The 15,364-nt window shown below is 72.1% G+C and carries 13 protein-coding genes; 7 read left to right on the top strand and 6 right to left on the bottom strand.

Going from position 1 to position 15,364, the window contains the following annotated elements:
- Window positions 1-28 precede the first annotated feature (28 nt).
- Window positions 29-904 (bottom strand): acyl-CoA thioesterase, encoded by an 876-nt coding sequence (locus OG379_RS14195; protein ID WP_405662667.1) that lies wholly within the window; start codon window positions 902-904, stop codon window positions 29-31.
- 21 nt (window positions 905-925) lie between these two features.
- The gene (locus OG379_RS14190) at window positions 926-2,083 is read right to left on the bottom strand and encodes an acyl-CoA dehydrogenase family protein (RefSeq protein ID WP_361571669.1); all 1,158 of its coding nucleotides are present in this window, start codon (window positions 2,081-2,083) and stop codon (window positions 926-928) included.
- 266 nt (window positions 2,084-2,349) lie between these two features.
- On the opposite strand from OG379_RS14190, the gene OG379_RS14185 reads away from it, so the two are divergent.
- The 3 genes from OG379_RS14185 to OG379_RS14175 all read left to right on the top strand — a co-directional run bounded on the left by OG379_RS14185 (window position 2,350) and on the right by OG379_RS14175 (window position 4,832).
- Entirely contained in the window at window positions 2,350-2,808 is a 459-nt protein-coding gene (locus OG379_RS14185) for an Asp23/Gls24 family envelope stress response protein (protein WP_405662664.1), read from the top strand.
- A gap of 306 nt (window positions 2,809-3,114) precedes the next feature.
- Complete coding sequence (locus tag OG379_RS14180; RefSeq protein WP_405662661.1) at window positions 3,115-3,834, top strand: HEAT repeat domain-containing protein; 720 nt, start codon at window positions 3,115-3,117, stop codon at window positions 3,832-3,834.
- Window positions 3,828-4,832, top strand: a complete 1,005-nt coding sequence (locus tag OG379_RS14175) for a MerR family transcriptional regulator (RefSeq protein ID WP_405662659.1) — start codon at window positions 3,828-3,830, stop codon at window positions 4,830-4,832. Before OG379_RS14180 ends, OG379_RS14175 begins: the two co-directional genes overlap by 7 nt.
- A 10-nt stretch (window positions 4,833-4,842) precedes the next feature.
- On the opposite strand, the gene OG379_RS14170 is transcribed toward OG379_RS14175, so the two are convergent.
- The gene (locus tag OG379_RS14170; RefSeq protein ID WP_405662657.1) at window positions 4,843-5,580 is read right to left on the bottom strand and encodes an SDR family oxidoreductase; all 738 of its coding nucleotides are present in this window, start codon (window positions 5,578-5,580) and stop codon (window positions 4,843-4,845) included.
- A gap of 125 nt (window positions 5,581-5,705) precedes the next feature.
- Between OG379_RS14170 and OG379_RS14165 the strand changes: the two genes are divergently transcribed.
- Entirely contained in the window at window positions 5,706-6,269 is a 564-nt protein-coding gene (locus OG379_RS14165) for a TetR/AcrR family transcriptional regulator (protein WP_405662655.1), read from the top strand.
- A 25-nt stretch (window positions 6,270-6,294) separates the two neighbouring features.
- Here OG379_RS14165 and OG379_RS14160 read toward each other — a convergent pair whose 3' ends face one another.
- Entirely contained in the window at window positions 6,295-7,089 is a 795-nt protein-coding gene (locus tag OG379_RS14160; RefSeq protein ID WP_405662653.1) for an IclR family transcriptional regulator, read from the bottom strand.
- Window positions 7,090-7,178: 89 nt separating this feature from the next.
- Here OG379_RS14160 and OG379_RS14155 point away from each other — a divergent pair, with 89 nt between their 5' ends.
- The 3 genes from OG379_RS14155 to OG379_RS14145 all read left to right on the top strand — a co-directional run bounded on the left by OG379_RS14155 (window position 7,179) and on the right by OG379_RS14145 (window position 10,969).
- Complete coding sequence (locus OG379_RS14155; RefSeq protein ID WP_405662651.1) at window positions 7,179-8,159, top strand: 5-dehydro-4-deoxyglucarate dehydratase; 981 nt, start codon at window positions 7,179-7,181, stop codon at window positions 8,157-8,159.
- Window positions 8,156-9,463: a glucarate dehydratase family protein gene (locus OG379_RS14150; RefSeq protein WP_405662649.1), complete on the top strand. Its 1,308-nt coding sequence runs from the start codon at window positions 8,156-8,158 to the stop codon at window positions 9,461-9,463. Before OG379_RS14155 ends, OG379_RS14150 begins: the two co-directional genes overlap by 4 nt.
- 171 nt (window positions 9,464-9,634) lie before the next feature.
- A complete protein-coding gene (locus tag OG379_RS14145; RefSeq protein WP_405668499.1) occupies window positions 9,635-10,969 on the top strand; it encodes an MFS transporter in 1,335 nt (444 codons plus the stop codon).
- 41 nt (window positions 10,970-11,010) lie between these two features.
- Here the strand turns inward: OG379_RS14145 and OG379_RS14140 are convergent, their stop codons facing one another.
- Both OG379_RS14140 and OG379_RS14135 read right to left on the bottom strand, forming a co-directional pair.
- Window positions 11,011-13,344: a glycoside hydrolase family 3 N-terminal domain-containing protein gene (locus OG379_RS14140; protein WP_405662646.1), complete on the bottom strand. Its 2,334-nt coding sequence runs from the start codon at window positions 13,342-13,344 to the stop codon at window positions 11,011-11,013.
- A 38-nt stretch (window positions 13,345-13,382) separates the two neighbouring features.
- Entirely contained in the window at window positions 13,383-15,317 is a 1,935-nt protein-coding gene (locus OG379_RS14135; protein ID WP_405662643.1) for a cellulase family glycosylhydrolase, read from the bottom strand.
- Window positions 15,318-15,364: the final 47 nt, after the last annotated feature.

The following is a 15,364-nucleotide window of genomic DNA, read 5'->3' as shown; positions in this document are numbered from 1 at the left end:
GGGGGCAGTATGTCCGAATGTGCGGGCTTCAGTCCCTCGGGACGCGGACCAGGCCCTCCTGGATGACCGTGATGGCCAGCTTCCCGTCCGCCGTCCAGATCCTGGCCTGGCCGAGACCGCGCCCGCCGGAAGCGGAGGGCGACTCCTGGTCGTACAGCAGCCACTCGTCCGCCCGGAAGGGGCGGTGGAACCACATCGCGTGGTCCAGGCTGGCGCCCACCACGTCACCGACGGACCAGCCGCCGCGCCCGTGGGCGAGCAGCACCGAGTCGAGCAGCGTCATGTCGGAGACGTACGTCGCCATGCAGACGTGCAGCAGCGGGTCGTCCGCCAGCTTGCCGTGCGTCCGGAACCAGACCTGGGAGCGCGGCTCGCGCGGCTCACCGGCGGTGGCGAACGGCGGGGCGTCCACATACCGCAGGTCGACCGCGGCCCGGGCCTCCAGCAGCCGGTCCGCCATGCTCGGGTCCGTGAAGCGGTGCGCGTACCGGGGCAGCATCTCCGCCGCGGTCGGCAGGGTCCCCGGGTCCGGGGCCGGGGGCATGACCGCCTGGTGGTCCATGCCCTCCTCGTGCACCTGGAACGACGCCGAGAGGTGGAAGATCGGCTTGCCGTGCTGGACGGCGACGACCCGGCGGGTGGTGAAGGACCGTCCGTCGCGGATCCGGTCCACGCTGTAGACGATCGGGGCGCCGGGGTCCCCGGGGCGCAGGAAGTACGCGTGCAGGGAGTGGGCTCCCCGGTCCTCGGGGACCGTACGCCCGGCGGCGACCAGGGCCTGGGCCGCGACCTGGCCGCCGAAGACGCGGGGCACGACCGCGGAACGGCTCATGCCCCGGAAGATGTCCTGCTCGATCTGCTCCAGGTCGAGCAGATCGAGCAGGGATTCAAGTGCTGCGCTCATGAAGGAGAAACGTAGCCGTTCTCAGAGGCCCATGGACTTGGCGATGATCGACTTCATGACCTCGCTGGTGCCGCCGTAGATGCGGTTGACCCGGTTGTCGGTGTAGAGGCGGGCGATCGGGTACTCGTTCATGAAGCCGTAGCCGCCGTGCAGCTGGAGGCAGCGGTCGATCACGCGGTGCGCGACCTCGGTGCAGAACAGCTTCGCCGAGGCGGCCTCGGCGGGGGTGAGCTCACCGGCGTCCAGGGCCTCGATCGCGCGGTCGCAGACGGCCTCGGCCGCGTCGACCTCGGCCTTGCAGGCGGCCAGCTCGAACTTGGTGTTCTGGAAGGACGCGACGGTCTTGCCGAAGACGGTGCGGTCCTGCGTGTACTGCTGGGCGAACCGCACGGCGGCCTTCGCCTGCGCGTAGGCGCCGACGGCGATGCCCAGGCGCTCCTGCGGGAGGTTCTGGCCGAGGTAGGAGAAGCCCTTGTTCTCCTCGCCCAGCAGGTCCTCGACGGGGACCTTGACGTCCACGAAGGCCAGCTCGGCGGTGTCGGAGACCTTCAGGCCCAGCTTGTCGAGCTTGCGGCCGACCGAGTAGCCCTCGGACTTGGTGTCGACCACCAGGAGCGAGATGCCGTGGCGGCGGTCGTCGGCCTTGGGGGCGTCCGTGCGGGCGCAGACGATGACCTTGTCGGCGTGCACGCCACCGGTGATGAAGGTCTTGGCGCCGTTGAGGACGTAGTGCGTGCCGTCCTCGGAGAGCTTGGCGGTCGTCTTCATGCCGGCCAGGTCCGAACCGGTGCCCGGCTCCGTCATGGCTATCGCGTACATGGACTTGCCGGAGACGAAGTCCGGCAGCCAGCGCTTCTTCTGCTCCTCAGTGGCGTACGCCTTGAGGTAAGGCAGGCAGAGCAGGACGTGCACCCCGGAGCCGCCGAAGGAGATGCCCGCGCGGGCGGTCTCCTCGTACAGGATCGCCTCGAACTTGAAGGACTCCACGCCCGCGCCGCCGTACTCCTCGGGCACCTCGATGCCGAAGATGCCCAGCTCGGCGAGCTTGTAGTAGAAGTCTCGGGGCGCTTGGCCCGCCGCGAACCACTCGTCGTAGACGGGGACGACCTCGGACTCGATGAAGGCGCGGATGGTCTCCCGGAACGCCTCGTGGTCCTCGTTGTAAACCGTACGGCGCACGGGATGCCTCCTGGTGTCAGCTTCAGCGTCGGTCGCGGTGGCTAAGCGCTTGCTCAGTCCTGGTCAAAAGTTACCCGGCGGTCACGGTGGCTGTCCAGGGTGATGCTGAGCACGCCCGGCTCCCCTGAGCGCCCGGTTGCGGAGCGTGGCCGGGGCGAGCGCTGTGTACGCCTCGATGGCGGGCGGCGGCGGGCAGGCGCACAGTGAAATGAGGAGCCGACGGGGACGCGAGCAGCCTCGTCGCATCAACTCTCTGTGAGGCAGTCATGGCTGATGTCGGGACCCAGGGCGGGAGTTCAACCGCGGACAGGAGCACGGGACAGGCCGGGCGTGGCACGACGACCATCGCCGACGGCGTCGTCGCCACCATCGCCGGAATCGCCATCCGCGAGACCGACGGCGTGTACTCGGTAGGCCGCGGGGCTTCGAAGGCCATAGGCGCGGTCACCGGACGGAGGTCGGGGTCCTCCGGGGTGGGGCGTGCCGTCAAGGTGGAAGTGGGCGAGAAGCAGGCCGCGATCGACGTGGACGTGGAGGTGGAGTACGGCGTCCAGATACACAAGCTGGCCGACCGGATCAGGACCCAGGTGACGGACGCGGTGGAGTCGATGACCGGTCTGGAGGTCGTCGAGATCAACATCTACGTCTTCGACGTCCACGTGCCGGACGAGGACGAGGAGGACGAGGGCGACCGCTCGGGCCGGGCCTCCGCGCGCGTGCAGTGAGAGCACCGCGAGGACGGCGCCCGCCCGGGAACCCCCACTGGCGCGCGCTGCGGCCGCACCGCGCCTTCGGCCGGCCGAAGGCGCGTGGATCTCCGGCCGGTCTGACCCCGGCGCCGCCTTTCGGCCCGGCGCCCTGAGGTGGTCCCGGGCCTCCTGCCGTCTGCCGGGACACCCCGTGCGGCGCTCCCGCAGTGCCGTCACGACCCTCCATGCCCAGCCGCCGCCTCCCGGGCCTCCGCCGCCATGTGCGCGCGGAGGCCTTTCGCCGTCCCGGCGCGGCAGCCGGCCCGGGTTGACCTTGACACGATGACAAGGACTTCAATCCAGGGCGAGGAGGTGGTCACGATGACGATCACGGGACAGGACACGGATGCGATCCGAGCGCTCCGGGCGCTGGAGGACGGCCGCTCGTCCGTGCGGCTGCGGGCCGCTCTGGCGGTCGGCACGGCGCCCGACCCGCGCTTCGTCGGCACGCTCGTCGAGCGCTGCGCGATCGAGCCCGAGTTCTTCGTCCGCGACATGCTGACCTGGGCGCTCACCCGCCACCCGGTGGCGACGACGCTCCCCCGGCTGATCCGCGAGGTCGGCTCGGAGCGTTCGCAGGCGCGGAGCCAGGCACTGCACACGCTGTCGAAGATCGGGGACCGGCAGGCGTGGCCGGTGATCACACGGGCGCTGCTGGCCGACGCCGACGACGAGGTGGCGCGGAGCGCCTGGCGGGCCGCGGTGGTGCTGGTGCCGGATGGCGAGGAGCCCGCCCTGGCCGCGGCGCTGGCCACGCAGCTCGGGCGCGGTGGGCGGGAGACGCAGCTGAGCCTCAGCCGGGCACTGGTCGCGCTGGGTGAGGTGATCGCGCCGCCCGTGCGCGCGGCGACAGCGGCCCCGGAGCCGCACGTGCGCGCGCACGCGCTCGCCACGCAACGGCTGCTGCGCGACCCGGACGCCGGATTCGGGTACGCGATCGAGGAGGCGAAGCGCGCCGTGGCCCTCGGCGGGTCCGGCCAGGGGGACGACGGAGCGTGCTGATCGGTGAGGTGGCGCGACGGTCCGGGGTCAGCGCCCGCATGCTCCGGCATTACGAGTCGCTCGGCCTGGTCCGGCCCGCCGGCCGGACGGGCTCCGGCTATCGGGAGTACTCCGGGGAGGACATCCGGCGGATCTTCCAGATCGAGAGCCTGCGGTCGCTGGGTCTTTCGCTCCGAGAGATCGGGCGCGCGCTCGACGATCCCGGCTTCACGCCCGCGGCACTCGTCGACGACCTCATCACCCGGACACGCGAACGCATCGCGGCCGAGACCGAGCTGCTCACACGGCTGCGCCGGATCGACGCCGTGGATCCCGCGGTCTGGGAGGACGTCCTCCAGGTCGTCGCGCTCCTCCAGGCGCTGGGATCGAAGAGCGCCGGCGTGCGCCAGAGCGCGGCCCTCTCCTCGAATGACGAGGTCCCGGTGCCGGTGGAGGCCCTGGCCGAGGCGGCGCTGAGCGAGACGGAGCCGAACGTCGCGGGAGCCCTTCGGTGGGCCCTGGCGAGATCGGGGGACGGCGCCCCGGCGCTGCTGGCGGAGGGCCTCGGCTCACCGGTGGCCGCCGTGCGGGAACGCGCCGTCCGGTCCCTCGCCGAGATGCCCGGCGCCGAGGCCACGGAACGGCTGCGGCAGGCCCTCGCCGCCCCCGACGCCGTGGTCCGCGGGTATGCGGCACTGGCGCTCGGGGCGAGAGGGGTGACCGACGCGGTCCCGGCGCTCGTCGACATGATCGTGGACGGAAGGAACGACATCGACGCGGCCGACGCGCTGAGCACACTGGCGGGCGACACCGCCACGGCCGACCGGATCACGACCATGCTCGTCGACCGTCTCGCCCACGAGGCCACCGACGTGCCCGGACGCGGACGGCTGACCCAGGCGCTCGCCGCCGTCCCCGGGGCGAAGGCGTCGGACGCCCTCGTGGAGCTGTCGCACGACGAGGACCGTCCCGTCGCGCTGACCGCGACGTACCTCCTCCGGCTGCGCGACACGCGGTGAGGCGGCCGGCTCAGGCCTGGGCGGTCGGCCGCACGACGATCTCGGTGACGTCGACGTCGTCGGGCTGCTCGATCGCGAACCGGATGGCACGCGCGACCGCGGCCGGCGGGATGGCCGTCTCCTCCTTCGACTCGTTCATCCGCGCACGCAGATCAGCGTCCGGCACCGAGTCGATGAAGTCGGTGGCCACGAATCCCGGCGAGACCGCGGAGACCCGGATCGACGGCCCGGCCTCCTGCCGCAGGCCCTCGGTGAGGGTGCGTGCGGCGACCTTGGAGGCCGAGTAGACGGCCATGGTGGGCACCGTCCGGTAGGCCGCGGTCGACAGGGTGTGCACGAAGTGGCCGTGTCCCTGACTCCGGAAGACGGGGAGGGCGGCCGCGATGCCGTACAGCAGTCCCTTGACGTTCACGTCGATCATCGCGTCCCAGTCGTCCACCCGCAGGTCGTCGAGGGGTGACACCGGGCCGATCCCCGCGTTGCCGACGAGGACGTCCAGCCGGTCGAAGCGTTCACGGGCCAGCTCCACCAGGCGTGCGGGGTCCTCGCGGCGGGTGACGTCGACCGCGATGAACGCCACCTCGGCCCCTTTGCCCCGCAGCTCGTCGGCCAGGGCCGCGAGCCGTTCCTCCCGGCGGGCGCCGAGTACGAGCTTCGCCCCGCCCTCCGCCAGCAGGCGCGCTGTGGCGGCGCCGATCCCGCTGCTCGCTCCCGTGATCGCCACGACCTTGCCTTCGGTTCCAGGCATGCCGAATCTCCGTCCAAGACGCTCTAGACTGTTAAGCGGACACGTGTCCAGTACGGAATCCACGGTAGCGGACATGTGTCCGGATAGGCAATCGGTGCCCGTACGCCCGGAACCAGGGAGAGCCGATGACGGAGCCACGCCGCCGCGCCACGCGGTCGGACGCGCAGGACAACAGAGCGCGCATCATCGACACCGCGCGCACCGCGTTCACCGAAACCCCGGACGCGACCCTCCAGTCGATCGCCAAGGCGGTCGGCATCGGCCAGGGCACCATGTACCGGCACTTCCCCAACCGTGAGGCCCTGCTCGTCGCCGTCTACCGGGAGGACGTCGAGGCCCTCGTCGACGCCGCCCCGGCCCTGCTCGCGGAGCGCGAGCCGCTGGACGCGCTCCGCCTCTGGTTCGGCCGCCTCGCCGCCTACGGCCGGATCAAGCACGGCGCGTCCCTGGCCGTCGAGGCCGCCACCCGCGCCGACCTGGGCAGCGAGTACTACGCGCCGGTCATCGCCGCACTGGACCGGCTGCTGACCGCCTGCAAGGAGGCGGGGGAGCTGCGCCCCGACGCCGACGCCGACGAGGTCCTGCTGCTGGTGTCGTTCCTGTGGAAGGCCGACGGGCCCGACTGGCAGGAACGCGGCGAGCGCATGCTCGCCATCGTCATCGACGGTCTGCGCGCCGGGCGGTCGTAGCGGTACGTCGCCGGGGTGGCGGGCTTCAGCGCCAGTGCGCCGCTCCGCTCCCGGTGGGAACCGCCGCTTCCGTCTTCGCCCGGATCTCCCGCATCACCGCCACGATCCGCTCCTCGTGCTCCGGTGTCAGCCGGGCCACGGGTACCGAGCAACTGACGGCGTCCTGCGGCGGGTTGTCGTACCGCAGGGCGAACCCGAAGCCGACGAGCCCGGACACACCCTCTTCCCGGTCCACCGCGTAACCACGCGCCCGGATCTCCGCGAGGTCGGCCAGCAGGGTGCCCCGGTCGGTGTGGGTGTTCGGCGTCAGCGCCTCGTAGGGCCCCTCGGGCAGTTCCCCGTCCGGTCGCTCGGCCAGCAGCGCCTTGCCCAGTGCGCCCACGTGCGCCGGCAGCCGCCGTCCGACGCGGCTGATCGTCCGCAGGTACTCGTGCGACTCCCGGGTCGCGAGATAAGCCACGTCCCGGCCGTCCAGCCGTCCCATGTGGATCGTCTCGCCCAGCGCCTCGGAGGCCTCGTCGAGATACGGCCGAACCGCCCTCAGCCGGGGATCGGAATCCAGGTAGCTGGTGCCGGTGAGCAGGGCGTGGATGCCGATGCCGTACAGGGAGCCGGTCAGGTCCGTGCGGACCCAGCCGCGTGAGATCAGCGTCTGGAGGAGCGCGTACATCGAGCTGCGCGGCACTCCCAGCTCGTCCGCCAGCTCCTGGAGCCGCGCCGGACGGTCGCCGCGTGCCGCCAGGACCTCCAGCAAGTCGACCGTGCGTGCCGCGGACTTCACCTCGCGGACGCCGCCCGCCTCTCCCCTTGTGTCAGGCATGCGCCGATCGTAATCGGGCTCGGAGAAGGGTGATGCACACCCATTGACGCCCTGCGGTTCACCTCCCTAATCTCCATCCTCATACGTGGATGACGTCTACATGGGGAGATGGCGTGAGTTTCGACACCGGCACGGAGGCCGCGGAGGCCGTGGCACGACGGCTGCGGAAGGGGATGGCGGGCGGTGTGCTCTCCTTCCCGCTGACCAGCTTCCACCAGGACGGATCCTTCGACCCGGACGGCTACCGCGACTACGTGGCAGAGCAGCTCGCCACCGCCCCGGGGGCCGTCTTCCCCGCCTGCGGCACCGGCGAGTTCTTCTCACTGGACGAGAACGAGTACCGGCAGGCCGTCACGATCACCGTCGAGGAGGCGGCCGGCCGCCTCCCGGTCGTCGCCGGCACCGGCTACGGCTGGGCGCAGGCCGCCCGGTTCGCCCGCATCGCCGAGGAAGCCGGAGCCGACGCGCTCCTCGTCCTGCCGCACTACCTCACCGCCGCCCCGCAGGACGGGCTGGCCGCCCAGCTCCAGCACATCGCCGCCCGCACCCGGCTCCCGCTCATCGCCTACCAGCGCGGCCAGGTCACCTACACCGCCGACTCGCTCCGCCGCATCGCCCGCATCCCGGGCGTCATCGGTGTCAAGGACGGCCACAGCGACCTCGACCGCCTCCAGCGCCTGACCCTCGCCGCCCCTGACGGCTTCCTGTTCTTCAACGGCGCCGCCACCGCCGAGATCCAGGCCCGCGCCTACGCCACCGTCGGCGTCCCCGCCTACTCCTCCGCCGTCCACGCCTTCGCGCCCGAGATCGCGAACGCCTTCTTCGCCGCCCTGCGCGACGGCGACTCCGGCACCGTCGACAAGCTGCTGCGCGACTTCTACGTCCCGCTCGTCGAGCTCCGTGACCGAGTCCCCGGATACGCCGTGTCGCTGGTGAAGGCCGGTGCCCGGCTGCGCGGCCGGGCGGTCGGACCCGTGCGCGCCCCGCTCACCGACCCCTCGGCCGCCGACCTGGCCGAGCTCAAGACGCTGCTCTCCACCGGACTCGACCTCGTAGGAGCCTCCCTGTGACCCGAGACCTCACCATCACGGACGTGACGCTGACCCCGATCCTGGTCGCCGACCCGCCGCTGCTGAACACCGCGGGCGTCCACCAGCCGTACACCCCGCGCCTGATCGTGGAGGTGGTCACGGCCGACGGGACCACGGGCCTCGGCGAGACGTACGGCGACACCAAATACCTGGAGCTGGCCCGGCCCCTCGCCGAGCAGCTGATCGGCCACCAGGTCAGCGACCTCAACGGCCTGTTCGGCGTGGCCGACGAGGTCGCCGTCGACGCCGCCCGGGTCACCGGCCAGGTCGACGTCGGCGGACTGCGCGGCGTCCAGACCGCCGACAAACTGCGCCTCTCCGTGGTCTCCGCCTTCGAGGTCGCCTGCCTCGACGCCCTCGGCAAGGCGCTCGCCCTGCCCGTGCACGCGCTGCTCGGCGGCAAGGTGCGGGACGCCGTCGAGTACAGCGCGTACCTCTTCTACAAGTACGCCGCTCACCCGGCAGGCCCGTCCGGCGAGCGGTCCGGCGAGGAGGACGGGTGGGGCGCCGCCGTCGATCCCGCCGGAATCGTCCAGCAGGCCCGCACCTTCACCGAGCGGTACGGCTTCACCTCCTTCAAGCTCAAGGGCGGCGTCTTCCCCCCGGCCGAGGAGATCGCCGCGGTCAAGGCCCTCGCCGCCGCCTTCCCCGGCCACCCGCTGCGGCTGGACCCCAACGGGGCCTGGTCCGTGGAGACCTCCCTGGAGGTGGCCGAGGAGCTACGGGACGTCCTGGAGTACCTGGAGGACCCGGCGACCGGCGTCCCCGCCATGGCCGAGGTCGCCGCGAAGTCCGGCGTGCCGCTCGCCACCAACATGTGCGTGACGACGTTCGACGAGATCAAGGAGGCCTTCACCCAGGGCGCCGTCCAGGTCGTCCTCTCCGACCACCACTACTGGGGCGGCCTGCGCAACACCCAGCAACTGGCCGCCATCTGCAGCGCGTTCGGCGTCGGAGTGTCCATGCACTCCAACACCCACCTCGGCATCAGCCTCGCCGCCATGACCCATGTGGCCGCCACCGTCCCCGGCCTCCACCACGCCTGCGACTCCCACTACCCCTGGCAGTCCGAGGACGTCCTCACCGAGCGTCTCACCTTCGACGCCGGGAAGGTCGCCGTCTCCGACGCACCCGGCCTCGGCGTAGAACTCGACCGAGACAAGCTCGCGTTCCTCCACCAGCGGTGGCTCGACGACGACGGCACATACAAGGACCGGGACGACGCGGCCGCGATGCGCGTCACCGACCCGCAGTGGGTCGCCCCGTCCGTCCCGCGCTGGTAACCGTCTCCCGCCTCCTCGTCCCCACCGCACCGACGGCGAGCAGCCACCGCCGCGGGTGCGGCGGTGGTCCGGCCGCACGAAGGAGTGCCGCTCGTGTCCGCAGTTCCCCCCACCCCCGAAGTCCAGCACCCGGCCGTCGTCCGGTCCGCGATCCGCAAGATCTTCCGCCGCGTGATCCCCCTCTTCTTCGTGATGTTCGTCGCGAACTACATGGACCGCGTCAACCTCGGCTTCGCCCAGGACCAGCTCCGCGCCGACGTAGGGCTGTCCGCCGCCGCGTTCGGACTCGGCGCGGGGATCTTCTTCATCGCGTACGCCATCTTCGAGGTGCCCTCGAACATGATGATGGAGCGGTTCGGGGCCAAGGTGTGGCTCACCCGCATCATGATCAGCTGGGGCGTCGTGGCCACCGCGATGGCCTTCGTCAACAGCCCGGGCATGTTCTACGCCCTGCGCTTCCTGCTCGGCGTCGCCGAGGCCGGCTTCTTCCCGGCCGTCATCTACTACTTCAGCCGCTGGCTGCCCGACTCCCACCGCGGCCGGGCCACCTCCGTGTTCCTGATGGGCTCCGGCACGGCGACCGTCATCGTCGGTCCCGTCTCCGGGGCGCTGCTGGAGATGCACGGACTCTGGGGCCACTCCGGGTGGCAGTGGATGTTCTTCGTCGAGGGCGTCTTCTCCGTGGTCCTCGGCTTCGTCGTCTACCGCTACCTCGACTCCAGCATCGAGAAGGCGACCTGGCTGACGGACGAGGAGAAGGCCGGCCTCGTCGCCACCATCGACGCCGAACAGGACGCGCGGGACGCACAGCGCGGCTCCAGGGCCCGGGTCTCCCGCTGGAAGCTGCTCGCCGACCCCCAGATGCTGCTCTTCCTGTGGATCTACTTCGCGATCAACGTCGCCCTGTACGCGGTGACGTTCTGGCTGCCGTCGATCGTCGACGACATCGGCGGTCTGAACGACCTCCAGGTCGGACTTCTGACGTCCGTGCCCTGGATCTGCGCGATCCTCGCCGTGTACGTCAGCGGGCGGATCTCGGACCGTATCGGCAAACGGCGGCCGGTCCTGGTGGTCCTTCTCCTCGTCGGCGGCTGCGGCACACTGCTCGCGGTCTTCGTCTCACCCTGGGTGGGCCTGGGTGCGCTCTGCCTGGCGGCAGTGGGCTTCAAGCCCGCATCGCCGGTCTTCTGGACGATCCCGCAGAGCTACCTCGACGCCCGGGCCGCCGCCCCCGGCATCGCCCTGATCAACTCCATCGGCAACCTCGGAGGGTTCGTCGCCCCCACCGCCTTCGGGATCATCGAGGACACGACCGGTTCGACGAAGGGCGGCCTGGTCGGCCTCACCGTCGTCGGCTTCCTGGCCGCGGTGAGCGTGCTGCTGGTGCGGGGCGGCGGGCGCAACGACCGCGCTCGTGTCCGTACGGCGAAGGGAGCCGCGGCCCCCTCACCGGAGGCGGCGCCGGGCACCGCGATGGCCGTGCAGGCGGGGCCCGGGACGGCCTGACAGGACGGGGAGGGCCGCCGGTCCCTGTGGCGCGTGCGCCGTCACCGGGGCCCCGTGCCCCGCCCGGTGGGCGCCGCCGTCACCGTGAGCCGGGCGCCCTGGGTGAGCCGTGAGGACGGCCCCGTCTCGATCAAGAACTCGCCCGGCTCCACGGCCCATTCCCCCGCGTACGTGAACGAGGCGAGGACCGCCGCGTCCACCGGGAAGCCGGCCTCGGTGCTCTCGCCCGGCGCCAGCTCCACCCGGACGAAGCCCCGCAGTTCGCGCACCCGCGGCCACGACGTCCCCCCGAGCACCCGGCGCACGTAGAGCTGGACGGTCTCCCGCACCGGCCGGGCGCCCGTGTTGGCGACGCGGACCGTGCAGCACAGCGGTGCCGGCCCGTCGAACCGGTCCACCGCCAGGGACGGCACGGACAGCCGGGGCGTGCCGTATTCGACCGTCGTGTAGGACAGCCCGTGGCCGAACGCGTGACGAGCGGTGGCGGGCTGGTCGACGTAACCCCGGTAGCCGTGGTCCTTCCCGTTGTAGAACACGGGGAGCTGGGCCGCCGAGCGGGGCACCGAGACCGGCAGCCGCCCCTGGGGGGCCGACCGGCCGAACAGCACGTCCGCGACCGCCCTTCCGCCCCACGGGCCCGGATACCAGGCGCTCAGCACCGCCGCCGCCCTGTCGGTCAGGTCGGGCAGGGCGTGCGGCCGGCCCTGGACCAGCACCACGACCACCGGGGTGCCCGTCGCCGAGACGGCGTCCAGCAGCGCCGACTGTCCCTCGGGCAGAGCGAGTTCGGCCAGGTCGACGCCCTCGCCGCACGTCATCTCCACCGGATTCCCGGAGGCGACGACGGCCGCCCCGTTCGCGTCGAAGCGCGTCCCGGACTCGCGCGCGCTCGACCCGCCGAGGACCAGCACCGCCACATCGGCGGCGGAGGCGACCGCCACCGCCTCCGGCAGCTCCGACCGGTCGCCGCCGATGAGGCCGCAGCCCCGGGCGTACGTGACGTCCGTGCCGGCGGGCGCCGCGGCACGGAGGCCCGCGAGCACACTGCTGCCCGTGCCGGGCCGTTGCGGCGCGGTGTAGTCCCCGATCTGCTGCGGCACGGAGTCGGCGTTCGGCCCGATCACCGCCACGGTCCCGACAGGGCGTCCGGCCAGCGGCAGCGTCACCCCGTCGTGTTCGAGGAGCGTCACGGACTCGCGGGCGACGCGCTCACTCAGCTCCTCCACGCGCGCGGGGTCCGTCACCCGGGCGCTGGTGTACGGCTCCTCGAAGAGCCCGAGGCGGAACTTCAGCGCCAGGACGCGCCCGACCGCCGTGTCGAGCGTGGCCTCGTCGACCAGCCCGCGCCGGACCGCCTCCGCCAGCCGGGGGTAGCAGTCGTCCCACAGGCTCAGGTCGGTCCCGGCCCGCAGCGCCATCGCACCGGCAGCCGCCGGATCACCCGCCATCCGCACCAGCCGGTCGATCGCGAGCCCGTCGGCCATCACCAGGCCGCCGAAGCCCCACTGCTCCCGGAGGATCCCGGTCAGCAGCCGGCGGCTCGCCGCACACGGGACGCCGTCGAACTCGTTGTACGCCGCCATGAGTCCCGCGGCTCCGGCCCGTACGCCCGCCAGCGCCGCCACGAGATGGATCTCGTGCAGTTCCCGCGCGCCCAGTTCCGTGGCCGCGCTGTTGCGGCCGCCGACCGTGGCTCCCTGCCCGGCGAAGTGCTTGAGGACCACGGCGGCACGGTCCGGCCCGATGCGCTCCCCGGCCGGCCCCTGCACCCCGCGCACCAGCGCCTCGGTGAAGCGCGCCGCCAGATACGGGTCCTCCCCGAAGCACTCCTCCGCGCGGCCCCAGCGCGGATCCCGCACCAGGTCGAGCGCGGACACCAGCGCCACATGGCCGCCACGGGCCCGGAGCTGCCCGGCGGCGAGGGCCGCCGCCTCCTCGTACAGCTCCGGATTCCAGGTGGCGCCGACCGCCAGGTTCACCGGCAGCACCGTCCCGTCCAGCGCCTGGACGCCGTGCGGCATCTCCTCGACCAAGAGCACCGGGATGCCGAGCCTGGTGTTCTCGACGACGTGCCGCTGCACGGCGTCCGAGACCCGCGCCCCGTCCGCGGCGCCGATCCCCGTCTCCGCCGTCACACCGGACCAGGGGTCGGCGCGCTGGAGTCCGTACAGCGCGCCCATCCCGTCGTAGGCCGCCACCTCCGCACGGAACGCATCCGTCAGCCGGTGACCGGACGGGGTGCGCTCGTACGCGTCCCACCCGTACATCCGCTGGTTGACCTGGCCCACCTTCTCGGTGAGCGTCATCCGCGACAGGAGATCGCGCACCCGGTCGGCGACGGATGCCTCCGGGTCGCGGAACAGTGGCTCGGACATGGGGTGACTCACCTCGGAAGCAGGGACGGGTCGCGGGATCAGCGCAGTTCGAGTACGCGCACGCCGTACGGGGCGAGGGTCACGTCCCGCACCGGGTCCCCGCCGGTCAGCTCGCGCAGCTCCCCGTCCGCCGACGGGCGCACGGCCAGTTCCTCGCCGGACTGGCTCACCAGCCACACGAAGCGCGTGCCGTCCTCGCGGACCAGCGTGTCGGCGCTGACGTACGGGGTGTCCACTGTCACCGGGCGTGCCGCACCGGCGAGTTCGGCGAGCGCCGCGTACAGCCGGTGGGTCTGCTCGGGGTTGGCACGGGCCGTCCGGGCGGCCATGTGCTCCAGCGGATACGTGGCCAGGACGGTGCGGCCCGCGCCCGTCTCGTAGCGCAGGAGCGCAGGGCGGCCGTGCGCGTCGGTGGCGACCACCCGCGCGCCGTCCGGGACGACCGGGAGATAGGCGCGGCTGTCCTCGTTGCCCGCGACCGGGAAGGTCAGCACCTCTCCGGCGGCTATCGAGCCGAAGTCCTCGGTGAACGTCATCTCCAGGACGTCGTCCTCGATCGGCTCGGCGACGCCGTAGGACAGCTGGAGCTCCACTCCGAACAGCCCGTCGAGGTCGTGGAACCACGGACCACGGGTCGTGGGGTACTCGCCCGAGCAGAACGACAGATAGACCGTGGCCCCCTCCCTCGCCCGGCGCTCCAGCGCGCGGCGGGCGCGGGTGGTCAGCTGGCGGGTCGACGGCAGCAGATACAGCGAGGCGTCGTCCGGGAGCCCGTCGGCCTCCCGGGCGAACGCCACCGGCAGGTCCGCGCCGCGCGCCGCCACATAACCCTGGTGCAGCGAGGTGAAGATCAGCGGGCGGTCGGCGGGCCGGCTGTAGGGGTAGCCCCGCTCCAGGAAGGCCGGCACGACGAGAGCCGCGTCCGCGTCCGTACGGCGGCAGCGCGGGAAGTCGACCTGCTCCAGGACCTGTGCGAAAGCGGCCAGTTCACGCAGCGGCTCCTTGGGACGCCCGGCGCTGTCGGTGATCCCGAAGTGCATCTCGAAGGGGTGGTGGTCGTACGGCGACTGCTCCCACAGGTCGTCGTAGTCCGTGTTGTTCCAGGCCATCCAGCCGGTGGCCCCGCCCAGCAGCGAGTTGTGCAGGGTCTGCCGGTAGAAGATGCCGGCGTTCGCGGCCGAGACCGTGTCCGTGGAGAGCCCGAACTCCTCGAGGACGACCGGCTGGCCGGTGACGGCGGCGAGTTCACACTCGAACGCGGCGCGGTAGTGCTGGCGCGGCCGGTCCGTGTCGGAGCGGTAGACGTGCGGGCCGACGAAGTCGACGTACTCGGCGGTCTCCCGCAGCGAGAAGCCGTTGTCACGCCCCGTGACCTCGATGCCCCAGGCGCCGTCGCCGAGCGACACCGGCTGGGTGCCGCCCGCCGCGCGTACGGCGTCGCACATGAACTGCGCCCAGGCGGTGACGACATCGCTCGACGGCGGGTCGACCTGGTAGATCCGGCCGTAGCCCGGCATCTCGTTGGTGATCAGCCAGCCGGTGACCGCCGGGTGGTCCTTGAAGCGGCGGGTCATCTGCGACACGAACCACGCCTGCCGGCCGACGAGCCACACGTCCTCGTACAGATCCCGGTCACCACGCCACGCCGGGTCCCAGTTCTCGCCCGACATGTGGCCGACGATGAACGTAGGGACCGTGCCCATGCCCAGCTCGTGGTGGGCGTCCAGGAAGTCACGGAAACGGTCGCAGAGTTCCTCGTCGATCCGTCCGGGCTCCGGGTGGAAGTCGGGCCAGTAGAAGAAGGACCGGGTCATGTTCAGACCGTGCTCCGCGAGCACGGCCAGCTCCTCGCGCACCGTCTTCGGCTCGTAGTTCCGCCACATCAGCGGACCGCCGGTGCGGGACCAGAAGTTGGCGCCGAGCCACGGGAGGACGGCGGAGTCGTGGGTGAGCTGGGCGCTGTGGCGTCGCATGGTGTTTCTGGTCCTCTTCGATGTGCGGGCGGTGCCGGGGTGGTGCG

Origin of the sequence: Streptomyces sp. NBC_01166 (assembly GCF_045039765.1) — a bacterium.
Taxonomy (GTDB): domain Bacteria; phylum Actinomycetota; class Actinomycetes; order Streptomycetales; family Streptomycetaceae; genus Streptomyces.
This window is presented reverse-complemented; position numbering and strand designations above follow the sequence as displayed.